The 21,286-nt window shown below is 49.2% G+C and carries 20 protein-coding genes; 7 read left to right on the top strand and 13 right to left on the bottom strand.

The features are described from left to right. Nucleotides 1–70: 70 nt before the first annotated feature. From PSAB_RS10345 to PSAB_RS10335, 3 genes are all read right to left on the bottom strand, one after another. The gene (locus tag PSAB_RS10345; protein ID WP_025334506.1) at nt 71–607 is read right to left on the bottom strand and encodes an AAA family ATPase; all 537 of its coding nucleotides are present in this window, start codon (nt 605–607) and stop codon (nt 71–73) included. A 185-nt stretch (nt 608–792) separates the two neighbouring features. Beyond that, nucleotides 793–1,062, bottom strand: coding sequence for a hypothetical protein (locus tag PSAB_RS10340; RefSeq protein WP_025334505.1), 270 nt, complete (start codon nt 1,060–1,062; stop codon nt 793–795). A 136-nt stretch (nt 1,063–1,198) separates the two neighbouring features. Continuing rightward, nucleotides 1,199–1,537 (bottom strand): hypothetical protein, encoded by a 339-nt coding sequence (locus PSAB_RS10335; protein WP_025334504.1) that lies wholly within the window; start codon nt 1,535–1,537, stop codon nt 1,199–1,201. Nucleotides 1,538–1,757: 220 nt separating this feature from the next. Here PSAB_RS10335 and PSAB_RS10330 point away from each other — a divergent pair, with 220 nt between their 5' ends. Then, nucleotides 1,758–2,189: a MarR family winged helix-turn-helix transcriptional regulator gene (locus PSAB_RS10330; protein ID WP_038595759.1), complete on the top strand. Its 432-nt coding sequence runs from the start codon at nt 1,758–1,760 to the stop codon at nt 2,187–2,189. A 29-nt stretch (nt 2,190–2,218) separates the two neighbouring features. Next, entirely contained in the window at nt 2,219–4,027 is a 1,809-nt protein-coding gene (locus PSAB_RS10325) for an ABC transporter ATP-binding protein (RefSeq protein ID WP_025334503.1), read from the top strand. Here the strand turns inward: PSAB_RS10325 and treR are convergent. From treR to PSAB_RS10290, 7 genes are all read right to left on the bottom strand, one after another. After that, complete coding sequence (gene treR / locus PSAB_RS10320) at nt 4,024–4,740, bottom strand: trehalose operon repressor (RefSeq protein WP_025334502.1); 717 nt, start codon at nt 4,738–4,740, stop codon at nt 4,024–4,026. The genes PSAB_RS10325 and treR overlap by 4 nt on opposite strands. A 101-nt stretch (nt 4,741–4,841) precedes the next feature. After that, a complete protein-coding gene (gene treP, locus PSAB_RS10315; RefSeq protein WP_025334501.1) occupies nt 4,842–6,860 on the bottom strand; it encodes a PTS system trehalose-specific EIIBC component in 2,019 nt (672 codons plus the stop codon). A 38-nt stretch (nt 6,861–6,898) separates the two neighbouring features. Further along, entirely contained in the window at nt 6,899–8,599 is a 1,701-nt protein-coding gene (gene treC, locus PSAB_RS10310) for an alpha,alpha-phosphotrehalase (RefSeq protein ID WP_038596901.1), read from the bottom strand. Nucleotides 8,600–8,969: 370 nt separating this feature from the next. Next, on the bottom strand, nt 8,970–9,203 hold the full coding sequence (locus PSAB_RS10305; RefSeq protein ID WP_025334499.1) for a ferredoxin: 234 nt from the start codon (nt 9,201–9,203) through the stop codon (nt 8,970–8,972). A gap of 266 nt (nt 9,204–9,469) precedes the next feature. Next, nucleotides 9,470–10,516, bottom strand: a complete 1,047-nt coding sequence (locus PSAB_RS10300) for an aromatic ring-hydroxylating oxygenase subunit alpha (protein WP_025334498.1) — start codon at nt 10,514–10,516, stop codon at nt 9,470–9,472. Nucleotides 10,517–10,885: 369 nt separating this feature from the next. Further along, the gene (locus tag PSAB_RS10295) at nt 10,886–11,878 is read right to left on the bottom strand and encodes an aldo/keto reductase (protein WP_025334497.1); all 993 of its coding nucleotides are present in this window, start codon (nt 11,876–11,878) and stop codon (nt 10,886–10,888) included. Nucleotides 11,879–11,918: 40 nt separating this feature from the next. After that, on the bottom strand, nt 11,919–12,713 hold the full coding sequence (locus tag PSAB_RS10290; protein WP_025334496.1) for an SDR family NAD(P)-dependent oxidoreductase: 795 nt from the start codon (nt 12,711–12,713) through the stop codon (nt 11,919–11,921). A 177-nt stretch (nt 12,714–12,890) separates the two neighbouring features. Between PSAB_RS10290 and PSAB_RS10285 the strand changes: the two genes are divergently transcribed. Beyond that, complete coding sequence (locus PSAB_RS10285) at nt 12,891–14,072, top strand: MFS transporter (protein WP_025334495.1); 1,182 nt, start codon at nt 12,891–12,893, stop codon at nt 14,070–14,072. 34 nt (nt 14,073–14,106) lie between these two features. Further along, nucleotides 14,107–14,565 (top strand): heme-degrading domain-containing protein, encoded by a 459-nt coding sequence (locus tag PSAB_RS10280; protein WP_025334494.1) that lies wholly within the window; start codon nt 14,107–14,109, stop codon nt 14,563–14,565. Nucleotides 14,566–14,623: 58 nt separating this feature from the next. On the opposite strand, the gene PSAB_RS10275 is transcribed toward PSAB_RS10280, so the two are convergent. Further along, on the bottom strand, nt 14,624–15,358 hold the full coding sequence (locus tag PSAB_RS10275; RefSeq protein ID WP_025334493.1) for an IclR family transcriptional regulator: 735 nt from the start codon (nt 15,356–15,358) through the stop codon (nt 14,624–14,626). Between the two features lie 335 nt (nt 15,359–15,693). On the opposite strand from PSAB_RS10275, the gene PSAB_RS10270 reads away from it, so the two are divergent. Both PSAB_RS10270 and PSAB_RS10265 read left to right on the top strand, forming a co-directional pair. Further along, nucleotides 15,694–16,302 (top strand): RNA polymerase sigma factor, encoded by a 609-nt coding sequence (locus PSAB_RS10270; RefSeq protein WP_025334492.1) that lies wholly within the window; start codon nt 15,694–15,696, stop codon nt 16,300–16,302. Then, the gene (locus tag PSAB_RS10265; protein ID WP_025334491.1) at nt 16,268–17,887 is read left to right on the top strand and encodes a DUF4179 domain-containing protein; all 1,620 of its coding nucleotides are present in this window, start codon (nt 16,268–16,270) and stop codon (nt 17,885–17,887) included. Before PSAB_RS10270 ends, PSAB_RS10265 begins: the two co-directional genes overlap by 35 nt. Before the next feature lie 81 nt (nt 17,888–17,968). Here PSAB_RS10265 and PSAB_RS10260 read toward each other — a convergent pair whose 3' ends face one another. Together PSAB_RS10260 and PSAB_RS10255 are read right to left on the bottom strand one after the other, a co-directional pair. Beyond that, entirely contained in the window at nt 17,969–19,144 is a 1,176-nt protein-coding gene (locus PSAB_RS10260; protein WP_025334490.1) for a phosphoribosylaminoimidazolecarboxamide formyltransferase, read from the bottom strand. A 193-nt stretch (nt 19,145–19,337) separates the two neighbouring features. Continuing rightward, nucleotides 19,338–20,105: a hypothetical protein gene (locus PSAB_RS10255; protein WP_025334489.1), complete on the bottom strand. Its 768-nt coding sequence runs from the start codon at nt 20,103–20,105 to the stop codon at nt 19,338–19,340. 344 nt (nt 20,106–20,449) lie between these two features. On the opposite strand from PSAB_RS10255, the gene PSAB_RS10250 reads away from it, so the two are divergent. After that, a complete protein-coding gene (locus tag PSAB_RS10250) occupies nt 20,450–21,208 on the top strand; it encodes a radical SAM protein (protein WP_025334488.1) in 759 nt (252 codons plus the stop codon). The last annotated feature ends 78 nt before the right edge of the window (nt 21,209–21,286 follow it).

Below are 21,286 nucleotides of genomic sequence, written 5' to 3'. Positions count from 1 at the left end.
TTCTTAAAATACACTATTTAACGTATATTCACGAAATCTTTAAGCAACCTAATTTTACTTACTTCATCGCTTATGTAACATTCCGCTGATTCCATTTCAGCAAAACGTATTCTTTTATTTGCTCCGCAACTTCAGCTGGTGGAGTGGACGTTGTGACAATTGTCGGCATCGGCGGGTTGTATGCGGTTTCGGCATTGTCGAGAAGCCACTGGGCAAATTGTTCATGTTGTTTTAGCATATCATCCGTCCACATCGCTTTATCCTCTCGGTTACGAAGACGACGATTACGGGTGGTGTCATCACAATGTAAGTTAATAAAGCAAAGTTCACTAAACGCTTGATACACATCACATTTCTCCGCATCCCAGGGCATAAACGTCCCACATATAATCGTTCCTCTTCCGGATTTGGCAACAGCGCTAGCAAAATGAAGCAGCAAGTTATAGCGATCCTGGTATTCCAACTTGGAAGCGGTCGTACCAAAATTATCAATATCCGTGCTGAATACAACAAAATCAGGTAATTGAACTCGCAGCTCCTCCATGACCGTTGTTTTACCTACACCGCTCGCTCCGGTAACAATAAATAAAGGTAATTTCCGTTCCAAAAATGGTTACCTCCTTTGAAATAATAACCTTATAATATCTTCTAATTTATGTATAGAAAAGGGAAAGTTTTGTAACGTGTGTTGGATGTAAACAATGACAATCATTCTATCCAACGTAAAAAAATAGCGTGCCGAATCTTCGATTCGCGCACGCCATTCTCGTTTACCCGTCACAATCCAGCTTTTTACATCATGGAGCTTCCGTTCATCATACTCCCCATATTCTTCATCATTCCGGAACCGGATTTCATCATATTATCCATATTGCCTTTTTGTTCTCCACAGGATTTGTACATATCATTCAGCTGCTGGTCGGTCAGGCTCGGATGCATTTTTTTCATAAAGGGGAGCATCTGCTCAAATGCAGGGTTGCCGGTGTCAGCGGCATATACGGCGGTGCCGATACCAAGCGTCAGCACGATCGCGCCGATGCCAATCCATAATTTCTTCTTCATTTGTATTGCCTCCTTTTTCTGTAAGCCGGATTTCTGGTTAGAGAGCGGCGGAGCGTACTTCCCAAGATGGGATGAGCGCCCTTGTTTAACTTTATTTTAACGCTAAAATATGTAGAAAATATGAGGGTAAATCTCGTCATTGAATAACTCGCCACGAGTATAGTCCTTGCTTTACAAGATAGACATACCCCTCCCATTGCGAAAATGAATTCCCCGGCGGCATAACTTTCAACTTTGTTCGATCTTTGACAACCCACCTTACAGGCGGCTGAAACCGATTTTTCGCTTCATATTGGATATGTACAACGGAATAACCGGATAAGTGCTGCACATCGAGAACCTTCACGTTTCCCCAGTCACTGCCGTTTTGCCAAAGACGAGAGACATAAGTACCTGGATTTTGTCTTGGAATCGAAATCAGGATAATAGACAGGATAACAAAAATTATAATAGATACAATCATTGCCTTCTTCATTTAATATCCTCCCGGAAAAGAGTTTATTATCGTTTTACTTGAGGACTGACAGTAAGCGACCGGCCAGTTCGAACGATACCTATTTTAAGTTCCTATTATGGAAATAATCAACATCTATTTTATGGTAAGCGGCAGCCTCTTCTCGCCCCTTCTTATTTTGCATTCAGTTAGTTTTTATTATAAACTGTTTACTATGATAACTAATGAGGAGCGTACCCCAATGCACGATCCCCGTCATACCGCAGAGGTTTACCATTCATTTTTTTCCGTTGCCAGACAGCTCAAGAGGCTTGCCCACCAAAGCGCCGCCGAAGCCGGACTTACGGTCCACCAGCTCGACATTCTCCGGTTGATCCGGCACATTCCCGGACTTACCCAGAAAGAAGTAACCGAGCGGCTTCGCGTCCCGAAGAGCAGGGTCAGCCTGCACATTGACGCCCTCGTTGAAAAAGAGCTGGCCGTGCGCGAAACCTCCCGGCAGGACCGCAGAGAAACGCTGCTCCGCCTTACCCCAGCAGGTGAAGAGCTGAGCGAACGCTTCGACAGGGAAGATCAATCGCGTCTGGCGCTTGAACAAGCTTTGGGGCAGTTCTCGGCCGAAGAAATCGGAACCCTGCTGGACATGCATCAACGGCTGCTGGATAAGCTGTAACTCTATCAAAAAAAGTTGGTGATTTGGGTATGTCAAGATATGGCGGATACACGCTCGGAAGAATGAAATTCGATGACTCACAGGAAAAGCCCGACCTCTCCAAAGAGATGCTGCTGCGGATTTCCCGCTATTTTCTTCCCTATTGGAAGCAGACTCTCGTGGTACTGGTCATTCTGGCTGCCACCTCCGTTCTAGGCTTGCTGCCGCCTCTGCTCATTCAGCAGATCGTCGACCACGCGCTTCCAGGCAAAGACTTGCGCCTGCTCGCTCTTCTGGTTGCAGGCTCTCTTGCTGCGACGGTTGCTTCAGGCTTGCTGGGGGTGCTCCAGAGCTATTTGAATGCTTTTATATCGCAAAATATTATCTTTGATATGAAAAATCAGATGTACCGGCACCTTCAAGGCATGCCGCTGCAGTTCTTCTCCAATGTAAAGCAGGGAGAGGTTATTACGCGGATGACCAGCGATATTTCGGGGATTCAAGGGGTGTTCAACGGAACGATCGTGAATTTTGCCAGCAATCTGCTGATGCTGATTACGACGGCGGGAACACTGTTCTGGATGAACTGGAAGCTGGCCTTGGTAAGTGTATTCGTTGTGCCCCTGTTTGTCGCGCCTACCCGCAAAATGGGCAGTCTCCGCTGGAAGCTGGCGAAAGAAACGCAGGAGAAAATCTCCGAGCAAAACCACATCATCGAGGAAACGCTCAGCCTGAGCGGCTATATGCTGATGAAGCTGTTTACGAAGGAGGATCAGGAACGGGACCGCTTCAAAGCGGTCAGCGCGGAGACGACGCGACTGCAAATCAGGGAATCGATGGCCGGGCGCTGGTTTATGATGCTGGTGAACACCTTCGCGTCCATCGGGCCCATGCTGATTTACCTTTGCGGCGGCTATTTGTTCATTCGGGGAGAGATCACCATCGGCGCCATTATCGCCTTTGTGTCCTTGCTCGGCAGATTGTACTCTCCCGTGGGACAGCTTACGAATTTGTATGTGGACATCAAACGGTCGGTCGCCCTGTTCGAGCGCATCTTCGATTACTTCGACATGGAGCCGCAGATTGTCGACGCTCCGGGAGCCGATTCTCTGAATGGCGCAGGAAGCGCCATCGAATTCCGGAATGTCAGCTTCGCTTATCAGCCGGATAAGCCGGCGCTGCGGGACATTTCCTTCAAGGCCGAGCCGGGCACGCTGACCGCCCTCGTCGGTCCGAGCGGAGCGGGAAAAACGACGATCACGAACCTCATCCCCCGGCTGTATAATGCCGATTCGGGCAGCATCCGCATAGGCGGCGCAGACATCGCTTCAATAACGTTGAAGTCGCTGCGTTCCAGCATCGGCCTGGTTACCCAGGATACTTACCTGTTCAACGGAACGATCCGCGAAAATCTGCTGTATGCGAACGAGGAAGCGACCGATGAAGAGATCACCCAGGCCTGCCAGGCCGCTTATATTCATGATTTTATCATGAAGCTGCCGGACGGCTACGACACGGTTGTAGGGAACCGGGGAATCAAGCTGTCAGGCGGAGAAAAACAGCGCCTGTCCATCGCAAGGGTGCTGCTGAAGAATCCGTCGATCATCATCATGGACGAAGCGACCTCATCCCTTGACACCGTCTCGGAATTTTATGTACAGCAGGCGATGAATGTTCTGCTTAAGGATAAGACCAGCCTCGTCATCGCCCACCGCCTGTCGACGATTATGTCCGCCGACAACATCCTTGTTATCCAGGATGGCCGGGTTGCCGAGGAAGGCAAGCATCAGCAGCTGCTGGAGAGAAACGGAGTTTACAAGGACTTATACGATAAACAGTTTGGGAAAAAAGTCACTTAATGCGCCCTGCGGGCAAAGTCGACAAACTGGAATTTGTCGAGTCTGTGCCGCGACTCGGTATACTGAAACAGCGTCGTATCTTCCAGATAGACGTAGCCCCGGACGACAACGACATGGGAGAGATTTTTCAGGTCGAGCAGCGCCCGGTCTTCGGGCGTCGCCGGCTCGGCCGAGATCTCTTTTTTGGCGTAGCTGATCGATAAATTCAACGTATTCTCCAAATAATCGTAGATCGACCTTGCGGCGATTTCCGGAGTCAGCGTCCCTACCCTTTCCGGCACAAAATAATCCTTGTCCAGAATGACCCGCTCCTCTTCAATCTCGCGGGACCGGATCACTTCCCATACCGTCGTTCCCTCATTGAGATCCAGATGCGCGGCAATGGTCCGCGACGCGGGAACAAGTTCCGTCTTATAGACAAGCGTCCTGGATTTCCGGCCCATTTTCTCCGACATTTCCTTAAAGCTGATCAGGCCCGTGACGGGGAATTTCATCTTGCCCAAATCGAGGACAAACGACCCCTTGCCTTTCACTTTGTGGATATATCCGTTCTGCGACAGCAGACCCAGTGCCTTGCGCACCGTTTCTCTTGAGGTTCCGTAGCTCTCCGCGAGCTCGCTCTCCGACGGGATTTTGGCTCCTGCAGGGATGTCGCCGTTCTGAATTTTCTCCGCGTAATCGTTATAAATAATCCAATAAATATTGGCGTTCACCGGTTATCACCATCCTGTCTATAGCATAACCCGAAGATAAGAAGAAGCACAGCCCCCTGGACTGCGCTTCTTTTGTTTTTATACCAAGACCGGTTCAGATGTTAGATTCCTTGGGGAGACAGTTGGATCTTCAGCACGATATCGCGGCCGGCAACCTTCGCTCCCGCAGGCTCTTCGGTTACCCGCCCAACAATAGGCTGCCCGTCTGGAATAATGATCGGTGTAATAACCGGCAGTCTTGCCTGAAGAATGGCCTCTCTGTCGAACTCGATCAGCAGCTGGCCAGCCTTCACTTCATCGCCGATGCCGACATGCAGCGTGAAAGGTGCTCCCTTCAGCGACACCGTGTTGATGCCGATATGAATCAGCACCTGGACGCCGGTGGCATGCTCCAGAATGATGGCGTGCTTGCTCTTGATAATATGCACCACCTTGGCGTCGAACGGAGCGACAACCTTTCCATCCGAAGGCTCGATAGCAATGCCCTGGCCCATCTGCCGTTCGGCGAAGGCTGGATCGGGCACGTTCTCCAGCGGAACGACTACCCCGGCAAGCGGAGCTTGAATGTCCAGCACGTTAACGGCTTTTCCTGCAGGGACAACCGGAGCCGCTTCAGAAACGGCTGCTGTGGCGGCCGTCTCGTTCGTTGCTGCAGTCCCGGAGGAGGCTTGAACCGGCGCGGATTCGTTGTTCGTATCGGCCGGACCCGCCTTTCGGGAGGCTACTTTGCCATAAACCGCCGTCAGCAGGAACGGAACGACAAGGACGATGGCCATGCCGACGAAGAAGACGCCCCACTGGTTCGGATAAATGGACAGGAAGCCGGGGATGCCGCCGACGCCGATCGACGATGCCAGAACGTGATTGATCGTCAGCACCAGTCCGCCGATCGCGGAGCCGATCATCCCGAAGATGAACGGATACTTATAGCGGATATTGACCCCGAATATGGCTGGCTCGGTTACTCCGAGAAATGCGGAGACGGAAGAAGTAACGGCAAGGCCTTTCGATTTCTGCTCGCGGAATACTAGCAGCATAGCGAGCGCCGCCGAGCCTTGAGCGATATTGGAGAGCGCCAGCATCGGCCACAGGAAGGTTCCTCCCTTGCTGCCGATAAGCTGCACGTCAACGGCCAGAAATGTGTGATGCATGCCGGTTACGACGAGCAGCGCGTAAATTCCGCCGTACAGAATGCCGCCAAGAGCCGGCAGCGTATTGAACACATGCACCAATCCGTTCGTGATCGCGTTTCCAATTGCAAAAGTGACCGGTCCGATGATGGTAAAGGCCAGGAAGCCCGTTACGAGCAGAGCCACCGGAGCGACAACGAGCAGCTTGATAGAGTCATGCACCTTCTTGTTCAGGAATCTCTCGACCCGGGCAAGAAGGTAGGCCGATACAAGAACCGGAAGCACCTGCCCCTGGTAGCCGATTTTTTCAAACTGCCAGCCGAACAGATTCCAATGCGGAATCTTGCCTTCCTGCGCAGCCTGAGCGTAGGCCCAAGCATTGAGCAGATCGGGATGCACGAGAATCAGGCCGAGTACGATACCAAGCAGCGGACTGCCGCCGAAACGGGTCGCTGCGGACCAGCCGATAAGCGCGGGCAGGAAGGTGAATGCGGTATTGGCGATCAGGTTGATAATGCCGGCGAAGTCCGTCCATGCCGGGTACTCCTGCACCAGGGACCGCCCTTCGAAGAAGATGCCGGGACCCGTCAGAATATTATTGATGCCGAGCAGCAGACCCGCGGTAACGATGGCCGGAAGGATTGGAATGAAGATATCCGCCAGCGTCTTGATCGCCTGCTGAAGCGGGTTTTGTTTTTTGGCCGCCGCCTTCTTGACGTCATCCTTGGAGGAGCGCGACCCTCCGGTAATGGCGATCATTTCATCATAGACCTTGTCCACAAGGCCGGGGCCGATGACAACCTGGAACTGTCCCTGGGAAGAGAAATGTCCCTTCACCAAGTCATTTTGCTCCAACAGCTTATGATCGACCTTCTTCTCGTCCGCCAGGGAAAATCTCAACCTCGTGACACAATGCGTAGCGGCTTCGATGTTATCCGCACCGCCGACCGCCTTGATGATCTTCTCTACGTTTGCTCTATCAATAGCCATTCATTCTCGCTCCCTTCTGAACTATAACTTAAACGGATTTATCGGATAATCCACATATAGGAGGCGTAAGGGCTCAGCTCCAGCCGAGCTTTCAACTCCGGCGTCTCATTCGTGTTGCCGGCCAGCAGTTCCGGCTCTCCGCTTTCTCTAAGCTTTGCCGCAAAGGCTTCAGGGAATTCAAAGACCGCGTCTTTGCCGCTGAAGTTGGAAACAACCGCTAAGATCTCCTCGCCGCTGATCCTTGCATAAGCGAACACCTGCGGATGCCCTTCGTCCAGACGCTCGTACCGTCCATCGGTCAGGATGTCCAATTCCTTGCGCAGCGCAATCAGCTTCTTATAATGGCTGTATACGGAATCCGGATCACTAAGCTGGTTCTTGACATTAATCTCGCGGTAACGCTCATCCACCTTAATCCACGGCGTTCCGGTTGTAAAGCCCGCCTCGGGACTGTCATCCCACTGCATCGGCGTACGTGAGTTGTCACGCGACCGTTCGCGGATAATATTCAGCGCCTCTTCCGGGGTCTTTCCGAGTTCCTGCAAAATAACGTACATGTTCCGGGACTCGATGTCCCGCAATTCACTGATGTCGTTCCAGTGCGGATTCGGCATTCCAATTTCTTCACCCTGGAACACGTAAGGCGTTCCCTGAAGACCGTGCAGCGTCGTCGCCAGCATCTTCGCGCTTTCCGTCCGGTACTTGCCGTCATCGGCGAACCTTGACAATGCCCGCGGCTGATCGTGGTTGTTCAGGAACAGGGCGTTCCATCCGCCCCCCTGCTGCATGCCGACCTGCCAATCTGAAAGCAGCGCTTTCAGCTGCTCGAAATCGTAAGGCATTAGCTCCCATTTCCGTCCGCCCGGATAATCGACCTTCAGGTGATGGAAGTTGAAGGTCATCGAGAACTCCCGTTCCTCCGGATTGGAGTAGCGGATACAGTGCTCCATCGTCGTTGAGGACATTTCGCCAACCGTTACGGTATCGGGACCGAACACTCTCCGGTTCATTTCCTTCAGATATTCGTGGACCCTTGGGCCGTCCGTGTAGAACTTTCTTCCGTCTCCGGGAGGAACGCTGCCATCATCGTCCGGGAAGCGCTGGTCCTTGGAGATCAGGTTGATGACATCCATCCGGAAGCCGCTTACACCCTTGTTCGCCCAGAAGCTCATCAGCTGGTAAACTTCTTCCCTGACCTTTGGATTCTCCCAGTTGAGATCGGCCTGCGTCTTGTCGAACAGCGTAAGAAAATACTGTCCCGTTCCTTCATCATACTGCCAGGCTGAGCCGCCGAATTTGGACTGCCAGTTGTTAGGGGGGCTTCCGTCCGGCTTCGGATCTCTCCAAATATAATAATCGCGGTACGGATTATCTTTGGATTTCTTGGCTTCTTGAAACCATCTGTGCTCCGTCGAGGAATGGTTGACAACGATGTCGAGCATCAGTCGCATCCCTCTGCGCCGGACTTCGGCCGAAAGCTCGTCGAAATCAGCCATCGTGCCGAACTGCGGATCGATCTCGCAATAATCGGCTACGTCGTAACCGTTATCATTTTGCGGCGAAACATACACTGGCTGCAGCCAAATAATGTCGATGCCAAGATCTTTTAAATAATCCAGCTTCTCCAGCAGCCCCCGGATATCGCCCTGTCCGCTGCCTGTCGTATCCTTAAAGCTCTTCGGGTAAACCTGGTAGACGGTAGAGCGGCGCCACCACTCCTGTTTGGTTCCTGCACTCACGGCATGATCCCCTCCCACGGAATTTTTCCAATTTTCTATAACCATTCATTGTAGCGCTTCCTTAAATATTTCATCTATCTGTGCTAATCCTCTTAACATCCTGTATATACAGGCTCTTGTTTATGTCCCTATATTAAACCTGTATATACAGGTTGTCAATGAAAGCGTTAAAATTTTTAAAAATGAAGATTGGGCTGAAACGGTTCTTAGGGGCTCCCAAGACGGAATGACACATACATAATAGGAGCCCTCGATTCAAACCGAAGATGTCAAACCTTGTGCGAACGCAAAAAGAAACGGCTGCCCATCCTCTTAAAGATGAAAGCAGCCGTTTCTATTAATAATATCAAAACCTGTATAAAAGCCCAGCTTATGCAAACGGAGCTTTAGCCGTCTTGATACAGCTCGTCGGACAGCTGTCAACCGCATCGCCCAGTTCTTCCAGCAGATCGCTCGGGATGAGCGTTACGCCCTTGTTGTTATCGCCCTCGTAGATTACTTCAGCCAGACCGTCATCGTCGAAATCGAAAATTTCCGGAGCCGAGGAACCGCAGCTTCCGCAGGCGATGCAAGAATCCTTTTTAACCAATACGTATTTACTCATGAAATCCCACTCCTCTATTGATAGATAACTCATATTATAAAAGCAGAATTTCCCATAAGGATGTGACTTAATTTATATTATTTAAATAGAGAAAGGAATTTACAACGATTTTTCATCGTGTTTCACATTCATGCGTGACTTTACTTAACATGAACTTTCGATTTTCAACAAGATCGTTCCCATAAAAAACAGACGCCCGTCCGAGGGCTGTTCCCTCTTTGGCCAAGCGTCCGTATTCATTCGTTAAATTCATTGCCTGGAAAGGCCTATGACGTGTAAGGTCTGCCGAGTCCTAGTTCGCTAAGAAGCTGCCGGTATGCAATCGAGGTGCGGTCTGCCGGAATATGAGCTTCGGCCTGCAAATCGAGCGGCAAATCCTCCGGTGTCTGCGCCTCCACCATCGCCCGGTCTTCCTGGAAGACCTGCAGGTTAAACTTGATCGCGTCCTCAACCGGAGCGCTCTTGTCAAAGTTTCTTGAAATCGGGCAGAACAAACGGGTATAGCGGGCCGATACTGGCGAGGCGCAGTTCAAAATCCGCAGCCTTCCCTCGTTCGGGAAATACACGGTAAGGGAAGCGGCAAACGGCGGATATACGCGGAATTCGCGAAGCCACTGAAAGCCCTCGGGTGCGGGATTTTCCTGGCCTTTACCGTAATTGCTGACCGTACTCCAATACTCGGCCACCAGCTCGTTCCCTTCCCGTCTCACCTTGTATTGAGGGACTTCCGTGTTGTTGCGGTCGCCGAAGGTTGCGGTATGCACATAGGCAAAATGGGACACATCCAGGAATCCTTCCATCTGCCGGCCGGCGGAGCCTGCAATGTCAAAGCTGGGAGGAAGGATATTCAGGTAATCGGGATCTTCCCATCCAGGGAAGGACGGGATTTGCTCCGGAGTGGACGACAAACAGGTCCAAATCAAGCCATAGCGCTCGACCGCAGGATAGACGATCAGTTTCAATTTGGGCGAAATTTTGGCGGTTGGATGGGCCGGAACGGCCGTACATTTACCCTCGCAGTTATATCGGAAGCCGTGGTATGGACAGACGATTTCCCCGTTCTCCACCCAGCCCATGCTTAAAGGCGCTCCCCGGTGAAAACAGAGGTCACGGGCGATAACCGCCTTCCCATTGCTGCGGTAAACGACAAGCTTTACATCCAATAGCTTCACAGCTACCGGTTTATCCTTCACTTCATCGGCAATGGCAACCGGATACCAATATTGGGACAGCACACGCCAATCCTCGGGTGAAAATGTACAATCGCGGGGAAGCTCCATTTCTTCCAGCGCTTTCTTCTGATTCTCTGACATGACCGCTCCACCTCGTTCTTTACTATTATTTATTGGGTTCAATCTAATGCATGTAATATAATGTGACTGTTGATGTGTATTTTAATATCATTTCATTTTAATAATCAATCTAAAGTTTTTGTTTTTGGTCACGCGCATAAAAAACTGGCCTTAACGTTATGCATAATCCCATTTAGCCTCATCAGAGCTTGATTACACAAGAATTTGTTCATTTAAACAAGCGTACCTGCCGCTTCTGCACTGTGGTAACAACGAGAACCCTGTTCATTTGAAAAAACACGGCGGCATCCCAATCGATGCAACCGTGTCCGGTGATGCGCCTTAAAGCGCAACACAACCTTCCTCTCAAAAAGAGGAGCTTCCTTAACCTTACTTGGACCGGCTAGGAGGCGCCATAAACTCCGGGCCGACCGGTTCCTTTACCGTTTCCCCAACAATCCGATCGATTTCTTCCAAAGCCTGCCGATCCAGCGACCAGCCCGTCGCTTCATCCACTGGGGCCAATTGCTCCGGTTTACGCGCGCCCCAGAGCGCTACGCCGGCACCCGGTTGAGCGAGAATCCAACGAACCGCCAGATGGATTACACGTTTGCCGTAATTTTCCTGAGCAAACTGATCAAGCTTCTGCACGGCATCGAGATACTGCCCGAAACGAGGGGCTTGAAACTTCGGATCTACCTTCCGCAGATCATCGCCTGTAAATTCCGCATCCGCCTTTATGCGTCCGCTTAACAAGCCGCGGCACAAGCTTCCATACAGCAGCGTAGTGATTTGATGCTCCGCGCAATAAGGCAGCACGTCCTGTTCAATCTCGCGCTCAAACAAATTATAGGGAGGCTGGTCCGCATGCAGCGGGGCGACCTTGCGGAAAGCATCCATTTGTTCTGTGGAGAAATTGCTGACGCCAATGGCGCGTATTTTCCCCTGCTCCAATAGCTGCCGCATCGTTTCCGCCGTTTCTTCTACAGGGACCAGCGGGTCCGGCCAATGGATTTGATAAATGTCAATATAGTCTGTCTTCAAACGCCGAAGAGAGTCGTCGACTTCCTTCAGGATGCGTTGTCTCGTTGCGTTGCGGTGAACGCTGCCGTCGATCCACTCCAGCGCCGCTTTTGTCGCAATCACAATTTGATCCCGCTTCCCATAGGACTGGACTGCTTGTCCAACAACTTCCTCAGAATGGCCAAAACCGTACACGGGCGCCGTATCGATCAGATTAATTCCGCGGTCCAATGCGGCGTGAATCGTACGAATCGACTCCGCATCATCGCTTCCGCCCCACATCCAGCCGCCGATAGCCCAAGTACCCAGACCAATTCGGGAGGCCTTAAGTCCGGTATCGGAAACCTGTACAAATTCCATTTTTCCTTCATCCTTTCTGCGAGTTAGAGTTCCAATAGGATTAAAAGACGCTTCTCACCAAACCTCCGTCAATCCGCAATGCCGCGCCGTTGATTGCCGAGGACAAAGGACTGCTTAAAAAGGTGACGAAATTAGCGATTTCTTCGGGTCTGATCAGGCGCTCTATAATGGAGGTCGGCCGATTTTCCTTCATAAACTTGGCCTCCGCTTCCTCTATGTTAAGACCCTCATTCGGATATAAAGAATTGAGCATCGTCTCTACCCCTTCGGTAAGCGTCGAGCCCGGCATAACGGTATTTACCGTAACGCGAGAGCCTGTGGTCAGTTCGGCCAGACTTCGGGAGAGCGACAACTGCATCGTTTTGGTTGCGCTGTAATGAGCCATTTCTTGGGAAGGCATGATGGCGGCTTCGCTGGCGATGAAGATTACTCTTCCTTCATCTTTTTGCAGCATTTGCTGAAGGTAGTGCCGCGTCAGCCGGACTCCGCTCATAATATTCACTTCAAAGAACTTAAACCACTCTTCGTCCGGGATTTCAAAATACTCCGCCGGCTTAAAAATCCCCAAGTTGTTGACGAGGATATCAATGTCAAATCCCCGATTAATCAGCTCCTGACAGCCGCTTTCCGTCCCCAGATCAGCGGCGGCTGGCTGAGGATTTGCATAAGGATACAATTCCTTTATATCTTGTACAACTTTTAACACCTTGTCCGCATTGCGTCCGTTGATCAGTACAGATACGCCTTCCTTGGACAAGGCCTCGGCGATCGCTCTGCCGATTCCTTCCGTCGAACCGGTGACAAGCGCGGTTCTTCCTTCTAAATGAAGCTCCATGGTTAATCACCCTCCTCCACAACAGGATAACCTATCCATCCAGTTAAATCCAGAAAGCCAGTTCACGAACAATCGGCTGCCACCCTGGAACTGTTTCAAATATAGAAACTTTATTTCTTTATTTGAATCTTTTTTTAGTAATGCTCTACTATTTTTATCATCAAAGGAGGTGAATGTATGTCTACGAAAATCTATCTCGCGCTGTTCGCGCTTGCCGTCAGCGCCTTTGCCATCGGCACGACCGAATTCGTAATCATCGGTCTTCTCCAGACGGTGGCCGCCGATCTTGGAATCACGATAACCAAGGCCGGAACTCTGGTCTCGGGCTACGCTGCGGCTATCGCCATCGGCACCCCGATCGTTGCCGCGCTGACCGGCCGCCTCCCGAAGAAAGGCTACCTGCTATTCCTTATGGCGCTGTTCACGGCGGGAAATGTGCTGTCCGCCGTCGCCGGTTCATACTCGCTGCTAATGTTCTCCCGAGTCGTCACGGCGGTGGCCCACGGCATCTTCTTCGCGGTCGCTGCAACCGTCGCCGCCGATATGGTTCCTGAGGGCAAAAAAGGAAGCGCCATTTCAATCATGTTCACGGGACTTACGGTCGCCACCATTCTGGGGGTTCCATTCGGAACTTACATCGGACAGCAGTTCAATTGGCGTCTCAGCTTCGCCGCTGTCGCCATCCTCGGCCTTATCGGCTTGCTGGTCATTATATTTGCGGTAAACAAAGTCTCCCGCGACAACGCTTCACCGACAATCAGGGATGTAGGCAGACTGGCCGGCAATCCGCGTATTTTGCTGGCGCTGCTCATGACCGTAGCCGGTTTTGGCGGAACCTTCGCCTTGTTCACTTATCTGTCACCCATTCTGGAAGAGATCAGCGGCTTCTCGTCCGATTCCATCTCCCTGCTTCTGCTCGTCTACGGCATCGCCGTTGCCGCCGGCAATCTTGCGGGAGGGAAGCTGGCGAACGGAAATCCGGTGAAGGCGCTCCGGTATGTGTTCCTGTTTCAGACAGCAGCGCTGCTGCTGCAAATCTGGCTGCTGCCCGGCAGACATTTAAGCATTCTGTCCATTATACTGCTGGGCCTATTCGCCTTCATGATGTCGGCGGGCGTGCAAGCCTATGTTCTGATGCTGGCCGAGAAGCTGGTTCCATCCGCCAAGTCGGTTGCTTCCGCGCTGAACATTTCCGCCTTCAACATCGGCATCGCCGCCGGGTCGGCGCTTGGAGGGTACACGGTCGATTACATGAGCTATCTCGATACAGCCTGGATCGGCGCGATAATGACGGCGGCCGCCATGGCGCTGGCGCTGATCAATTACCGTCTGGACCGCAGACAGCGATTATTCGATTAATTTTATTATTACGTTAGATCGAGGAGAGAGAAATATGAACTTGCAGACATTGGAACAATTGGAGCGAGAGCTCGAATTCACCGGATTCACCAATGAGGACGCTCTGCAATTGGGCAATCTGATTATTCAATATGCGAAGGAGAACAACGCGGCTATCGCTGTCCACATTGAACGGTGCCGCGTACCCGTCTTCACTCATCTGATGGATGGAACTTCAGAGGAAAATTACGCCTGGCTGTTCCGAAAAAAACGGATTGTCGATCATTACAACCGGAGCTCTGCATACATCGAAACCCGCTTTATCGAGAGCGGAACCACACATACCGCTAGCTCGCTGCTTCCCCCCGGGGATTATCAGGCGGTGGGCGGATCTTTACCCATCCGTGTCAAGGGAGTCGGCGTAGTCGGCTCCGTCACAGTTGGCGGATTGACCGGTGAATTGGACCATGAATACGCGGTTGAAGGCCTCCGGCGGTTTCTTAGCGGCAAATAGGCCATCCTGACCTGAAAAAGGCCTGAAGACGCGTCCAAGAGACGTGTCTTTCGGCCTTTCACAGTTTCCTGGAGATTTGGGCGCTGCATTCCAGCAATCTTTTGCTCAGCGCCCGGTCTTTCTTCTTCGTAAGCCGGGCGGCTGGACCGGCGAGCGCCACAGCGGCAATCACCGCATCATCATAATAGATCGGGGCGGCGATACAGCGCAGACCGACCTCCGTCTCTTCATCGTCAACCGCATAGCCTTGCCGCCGGATCACTTTAAGATGCTCCCTGAGCATATGCATGTCGGAAAAAGTGTTTTCCGTATTCTTGTGAAGCGTAAGCCGGCTCAAAATCTCTTCCCTCTGCTCTTCGCCCAAATGGGCCAGGATGACTTTGCCGAAGGCGCTCAAATGAGCGTAAGAGGAATCGCCGACCTGGGAATGAATCCGCATGGTATGCGTACCCTCCACCACTTGCGTCGTCACCACATGGAGGTCATGAAGCACTCCGACATACAGCGTCTCCCCCACCTCCTGAGCCAATTGATTTAGCGGAGGCACTGCGAGCCAGTCGAGTCTCGGACTCGAGGCCGCCGGCGTCCTTCCCAGCTTGTCCGTAACACGGTAAGCACGGTCTTCCTTCTCGATATACCCCGCATTCTCCAGCGTGTGCAGCAAGCGGAATGTCGTTGATTTGTTCAATTGAAAGGTCCGCATAATTTCGGTCAGCGTCATCGGCTGCCCTTCCCGCAGCGCCTCCAGAATCAGCAGCCCTTTCTTTAGCGTTGCCACCTCGTATTGATCCACATCTTCATCTCCTAACTATTTTATACGGTAAGCAGTAGTCCTTATATTATAGAACAAATTGCAAAGTAGGTTCAAATATAGGTACAATGGTTCATTATATGAAAAAGACCAAAAACAGAGCAAAACCGCGTACGCCATTCGAAACAGTATCCGAGGCTTTCTGGCTCAGGGAAAATACATTCAAGGCTATGGGGAACTGAACTAGCTGGAAGGTTACGCCCGTTCGTTGAAAAGGCTATGAAACACCCTTTAAAAAATTTTTTTGATATGAAGTGAGAGCAATTAATGGTTTACTGCATCTTAGAAGCAGAACAGCAGGAAAGGAGGACAAAAAAATGGATGCAAAAGAGCTGGAGCTTAGCAAGATACAGGATGTATTAAGAGGAAATAAAGAATCATACGCTTTCCTGGTAGACAAATATAAAAATAAAATATTCGGTCTGCTTCTAAAAATGGGCGCCTCTCCCGAAGACGCTCAAGATATGACACAGGAAGCTTTTATAACGGCTTATCGTAAGCTGGGGCACCATCATATAGACCGAAGCTTTGCAGGATGGATTTACACCATTGCTGTTCATATTTTCCAGGAAAGATTCAGGGGAAGAAAAAACCTCATGCATCAAGAAATTCCTGCCGATCTTTTGAGCCCGCTCCCTAATCCAGAGAGTGAGGCCATACAACAGGAGAACAGAAACGAACTCTCCCGTATAGTCAACAAGCTTCCAAGCAACTACAGATTAATGCTAATGCTGAGATATACAAATGACCTGACCTACGAAGAAATAGAACAAATAACGGGATTCAGTATGAATCAAATCAGAAACGGATTGCATCGGGCTAAAAAAAGACTTCAAAAGATGCTTACAAAGGAAGGAGTTGACCTAAATGAAATGCTGGAGCACTGCACAGATGGAAGAACTTCTTATAAACAGGCACCTGAATAAGCTGGAGAAGCATATTGAGAACTGCCCATCTTGTTTAGCTCGTTACGAACAGCTGTTGCAGGAACAATCTGAATGGTCTGACGCCCTGTTTCAGGATTCCTTATCTCCTTCATTTACCAATCAAGTCCTGGAAACTCTACAAGAAACGGAGATAGAGCCTGTTGAAGAGCCGGTACATAAGAATATGATTCCCCCTAGAAAACCTCCTCGTCGGAAATATAGAAAAAATTTACAACAATGGGCTGGTGCAGCGGTGATTCTCCTTGCTATGTCCGGATCATTAATCTATGCAAATCCATCAATAGCGGAAATCGTTCGCTCCATGTTTTCGTCTGATGCTGAACTTGACCCTGGACTGCAGCAGTCCAGAAAATTAGGACTCATTCAAGATCCAGGCATAAATGTCAGCAGTCACGGCTACAGAATTCAGGTGAACGAGGTTTCCGCAGATGCGGCTAGACTCACAATAGCTGTAAAAGTCACCGATCGGTTTGGTAAACCGGTGCTACAAGGATTTAATTGGGAGCAAATTAGCGTTAAGGATGAACTAGGTAATGAAATTGGCTTAGGGAGATTTGGAAGCGGAAATAGCAGCGTAGATGTTTTTACCTATATTTATAAAGGGGAACTTACTTCTCCAACAATTACTGTAGAGAGCCGCATTGATAAGATCAAAGGAACAAAAGGGAACTGGAGATTTTCTTTCCCGGTGGACTTGACTAAAGCAGATTCTCTGACTACTGTAGATGAGCTGAAGGAACACTATGTTAATCCAGAAGGCCTGACTATACAAATGGATAAACTGACCCATACTCCAAGCGGAGTGAAATTGGAACTTACAACGAGACTGAGCCAACAAGCAAGAAATAAAGTTCCGGCAAATATGGAAGAAATGCAGAAACTAATGTTTCATTTTGAAGATGAACAGGGGAATATAATATCACAAGTTAATGGCATGCACTCGATTTCTATGTTAGCGGGAGAAGCATCCAAACGTACGGAACAAGGGATTCACTGGGTATATACCTTTATTGATCTGCCTTATGACTCACAGCACGTAAAAATGGTGTTGGATGGATACTCCATACCTGAGAAGAGTGAGGATTCCGTAGTCATTTATCCATCCAGACTAAATAAAGAAAATGCGGTATTTAGTAATTCAGGCGATAAAGTATGGTTTAACTCCTTTAAGATTACTCAAGATCCTGATCAACAAGCAGCGATAGCGGCTGGAGTTATTGAGAATCAAGAAGCGAAATCGGCAGGAGTAGTCGAAATTAAGGGTGAATACGTGAATATGGCCAATCCGGCGGTCGAGCAATGGCAAGCCATTGATGATAAAGGCAATAAATACCCTATAGAGTTTCGAGGGACCGGGGATCTTGATAAAAAAACTCTGGATGGCAGTTTTATCATCAAAGGATTATCCTACACTCCTACGAAACTTACATTGGTTCGTAGTATTGTTGATCGGTATTACTCAGATGTTCAATGGTCTTTTGACCTCCCGAAAGGCAGACCAATCCCCGGACTTGAGAATAACGAACCCATTAAATATTGGGAAGATATTTTACCTATCCGTTAATATTGTAAGGCTGCCATATCTCCTCGGCAGCCTATATCAGTATTCGGTATCGGCTATTTGGCCCTGAGATGCAGACAACCCTTAGTGATGAAACAACCGAGTGTTGGAGAACGCCATCACTATTCCATATTCGTTACATGCGTTAATCACCTTATCGTCCCTAATTGAGCCGCCTGGTTGGACAATGTATTTCACACCGCTTTTTTGGGCGCGATCGATATTGTCCCTTTGAGGGAAAAATGCATCAGAACCAAGAGAAACGCCATCCAAATTCTTCAGCCAATCGTTTTTTTCTTCCTGGGTGAGTCTTGTTGGAATATTTACAAAGACATCTCCCCAATCTTTCATTTCCTCAGCTGTTGTATTGCTCCCCAGGAACTGATCAATTGAAATATCTTTTTCCGTTCTCGAAACGCCTTCCTTAAACTGTAAGTCCAACACTGCCGGATGTTGACGAAGGAACCAGAGGTCTGCTTTTTCTCCGGCGAGACGAGTACAATGAATTCTCGACTGCTGCCCGGCTCCACATCCAATAACCTGTCCATTCAAGGCATAACAAACGGAATTGGACTGTGTATATTTTAAAGTTATCATTGAAACGATCAAATCACGGACAGCTTCATCAGGCAGATTCTTATTTTCAGTTACAATATTATGTAATAAATCCGTATTGGGAATTAGGTCATTCCGGTGCTGCTCAAAAACAATTCCATACATTTTCCTTGTATCCAAGGCATCGGGTTCATAGTCCGGATCTATTTTGATAATATTGAAGCTGCCTTTACGCTTTTGTTTAAGAATTTTCAAGGCTTCGACTGAATAATCAGGGGCAATGATACCGTCTGACACTTCCTTTTTGATCAGCAAAGCAGTTGCCTCATCCACCTTGTCGTTTAGAGCGATCCAATCTCCAAAAGAAGAAATCCTGTCCGCGCCTCTAGCTCTGGCATACGCAGCAGCCAATGGACTTAATTCCATATTCTCAACAAAATAAGCCTTCTTTAGGTTTTCATCAAGTGGCAGCCCTATTCCACTGCCTGCCGGGCTCACATGCTTGAAGGAAGCTGCCGCAGGGAGTTTCAATGAAATCTTAAGCTCCTTTACCAACTGCCAAGAATTTATAGCATCCATAAAATTGATGTATCCCGGATTCCCGTTTAATACTTCAATAGGCAATTGATCTGTTACGGAATAAATCCTTGACGGTTTTTGGTATGGATTAATTCCATATTTCAAAATAATTTCTTTTTGCTTCATTGTCTCGCCCTCCTATTGAAAAACATTTACAGATATTTCTATATATCATATTTCTCAATACTCGGCTTGTCCAGGTATCAGGTGTGAAAAATCCTGTTGCTACACATACCCCATTAACTACTTGAGCTTCTGCGCCAAAAATCTCCGCAAACCGTCTACAAAGTGGACTAAGCTGCAAAACATTTTTATAGCCTTACAAGCCCGCAGCCGCTTTAATTTGGGCTCTTTGAGACATAATCAACGTTCTTAGTCTTTTAGTTCCGAAGGCGCCTGCCGAAAATCCGTTACCTTTCGGATAGTAAACAATCCGCAACGAGGTTCCATCCTTAAGGTGCACTCGCAGGAAAACACCATTATCGTGCTTTATTTCCTCATAAACGGCATCGGAACCCACATACTTCAGAATCAGCAGTTCACGTATGAATTCTGAAGATGCTTCCTTGCTAAAGTCTCCAATTTGACTGCCGTCCCTGGCGCTTTCCAGGCTTACTTTTTGCACCTTCCCTTCGATGTCCAGCAGATCCCCCATCGTTGCCGCATTCGGATTTTCCGTTGCTTGATAGATCTTGTTGTTTGCTGCGACCCGGAATTCCGGGTTATATCCTTTTAACGTGTAGATGACAGTTCCGGCTGGAAGGAAAGCCGCATCCCCATTTTTTGTAACGTGATCCGTACAAGCATTGTCATTCAACATATACTTCACTCGTCCCACTTCGGCATCAAGCTGCTCTGGTTTCACTTCTTTCGTTCCATCGTAGTTTTGAGCATACCTAATGTTATTGATCATCAAAAAATCAACCCACTCAATTTTCGATAAACAGGGTTCTGCTGATTTTTCAATAACCGGCTCTGAAGCAGCATGCTGTTCAACTGCCCTTTTCCCTGCCGTGCCGCAGGCAGTTCCCATCAGCACAAGACCAAAGACGAGTAATAACCGTGCCAATCGCCTGATCTTTTTCATCCCTAATCACCTCAGTTCTTTGACGAAATTCTTAAGCTTAATGTTTCAGACAGATACTTGCAACTTGTATTTATATTTCACGGGCTGGTGAATATATTATATTAATCTCCGTACAAACCGTTTTCCTCCTGGAACGACAAATCATACTTTCAATGGATAGTTAGAAACAAATGCTGAGCTGCTGCTCTAATTTTCACATTATTTTCATCTTATCCGGGTTTTGTGCACTGAATTTTGGTTAAATAACGGACATGTGTGGCAAAATGGGTGATTCAGCCTGTTTTGTGATTCATTGCAGTAAATGCAGGACCCCTGCTTGTCATCATTTTCAAGGAGGAGTTTAGGTGATTACGAGAAACGTAAGCGCTTGCATTCGTGATGTGCAAAAACAGTCCACCGAGTCCGGTTCCGGTACTCAAACGATTCTTTACCTTAAGGGCTGTCCTCTGTACTGCAATTGGTGCCCCAATCCGGAGCTCCGCAATCCCGAAGTCAGGCTGGTGTGGGACCCGATCAAAGCCAAACACTATGAAGACGGACGGATTTATTCCGTTCAGGAGGTATTGGAGTTATGCCTCGATAATCTTGATCCCGCCGAAAGGACTGCGTCCGGGGTTACGTTGACTGGCGGAGAAGCCTTGACGCAGCATACCTTTGTCTATGAACTGCTGTCACGCTTGAAGGAGCTCGGAGTACATACGGCCGTTGAAACTACCGGATATGTACCTGAGGGTCAATTTGCCAAGCTGCTCCCCCTGATTGATCATCTGATATTTTATGTAAAACACTATGAACGTGAAGCGCACAGAAAAATAACCGGAGTTTACAATGATCTCATTATTGAAAATTTGCGGAATTCTCTCTCCAGTCCAAGCGAGGTTGAGGTGCGGCTTAACCTTATTCCCGGATTGAACGACCGTCCGGAGGATGCCGAAGGATTTGCCAGACTGCTCCAGCGTATAGGTGTAAAACAGGTGCAGCTTTTCCCCTCCAACAACCAGACAGACCCATCAAACCGGCACAATGCCCAAGGCAGCGCTTCACCGTTTACCGAGGTAGAATTAGCCGCCTATCAGGACGCCTTTCAAAATCTCATAAGATGACTGCTTATAGCTTTAAGGTTTCGTGAACCCTCAGTCGAACTGAGGGTTTTCCTATACAAAAACCGCCAAACAAAATTG

It is taken from the genome of Paenibacillus sabinae T27 (assembly GCF_000612505.1).
Classification (GTDB): Bacteria; Bacillota; Bacilli; order Paenibacillales; family Paenibacillaceae; genus Paenibacillus_AQ; species Paenibacillus_AQ sabinae.
Note: the sequence above shows the minus strand (reverse complement) of the source record. Positions and strands in the feature narration are given on the sequence as shown.

Excerpts from the sequence above, each read along its gene's own strand:
- PSAB_RS10260 (WP_025334490.1), bottom strand. The coding sequence starts at position 19,144 with ATGAAGCAAAAAGAAATTATTTTGAAATATGGAATTAATCCATACCAA.
- treP (WP_025334501.1), bottom strand. The coding sequence starts at position 6,860 with ATGGCTATTGATAGAGCAAACGTAGAGAAGATCATCAAGGCGGTCGGC.
- PSAB_RS10295 (WP_025334497.1), bottom strand. The coding sequence starts at position 11,878 with ATGGAATTTGTACAGGTTTCCGATACCGGACTTAAGGCCTCCCGAATT.
- PSAB_RS10325 (WP_025334503.1), top strand. The coding sequence starts at position 2,219 with ATGTCAAGATATGGCGGATACACGCTCGGAAGAATGAAATTCGATGAC.
- PSAB_RS10335 (WP_025334504.1), bottom strand. The coding sequence starts at position 1,537 with ATGAAGAAGGCAATGATTGTATCTATTATAATTTTTGTTATCCTGTCT.
- PSAB_RS10340 (WP_025334505.1), bottom strand. The coding sequence starts at position 1,062 with ATGAAGAAGAAATTATGGATTGGCATCGGCGCGATCGTGCTGACGCTT.
- PSAB_RS10330 (WP_038595759.1), top strand. The coding sequence starts at position 1,758 with ATGCACGATCCCCGTCATACCGCAGAGGTTTACCATTCATTTTTTTCC.
- PSAB_RS10285 (WP_025334495.1), top strand. The coding sequence starts at position 12,891 with ATGTCTACGAAAATCTATCTCGCGCTGTTCGCGCTTGCCGTCAGCGCC.
- PSAB_RS10290 (WP_025334496.1), bottom strand. The coding sequence starts at position 12,713 with ATGGAGCTTCATTTAGAAGGAAGAACCGCGCTTGTCACCGGTTCGACG.
- PSAB_RS10270 (WP_025334492.1), top strand. The coding sequence starts at position 15,694 with ATGGATGCAAAAGAGCTGGAGCTTAGCAAGATACAGGATGTATTAAGA.
- PSAB_RS10255 (WP_025334489.1), bottom strand. The coding sequence starts at position 20,105 with ATGAAAAAGATCAGGCGATTGGCACGGTTATTACTCGTCTTTGGTCTT.
- PSAB_RS10305 (WP_025334499.1), bottom strand. The coding sequence starts at position 9,203 with ATGAGTAAATACGTATTGGTTAAAAAGGATTCTTGCATCGCCTGCGGA.
- PSAB_RS10300 (WP_025334498.1), bottom strand. The coding sequence starts at position 10,516 with ATGTCAGAGAATCAGAAGAAAGCGCTGGAAGAAATGGAGCTTCCCCGC.
- PSAB_RS10280 (WP_025334494.1), top strand. The coding sequence starts at position 14,107 with ATGAACTTGCAGACATTGGAACAATTGGAGCGAGAGCTCGAATTCACC.
- PSAB_RS10265 (WP_025334491.1), top strand. The coding sequence starts at position 16,268 with ATGGAAGAACTTCTTATAAACAGGCACCTGAATAAGCTGGAGAAGCAT.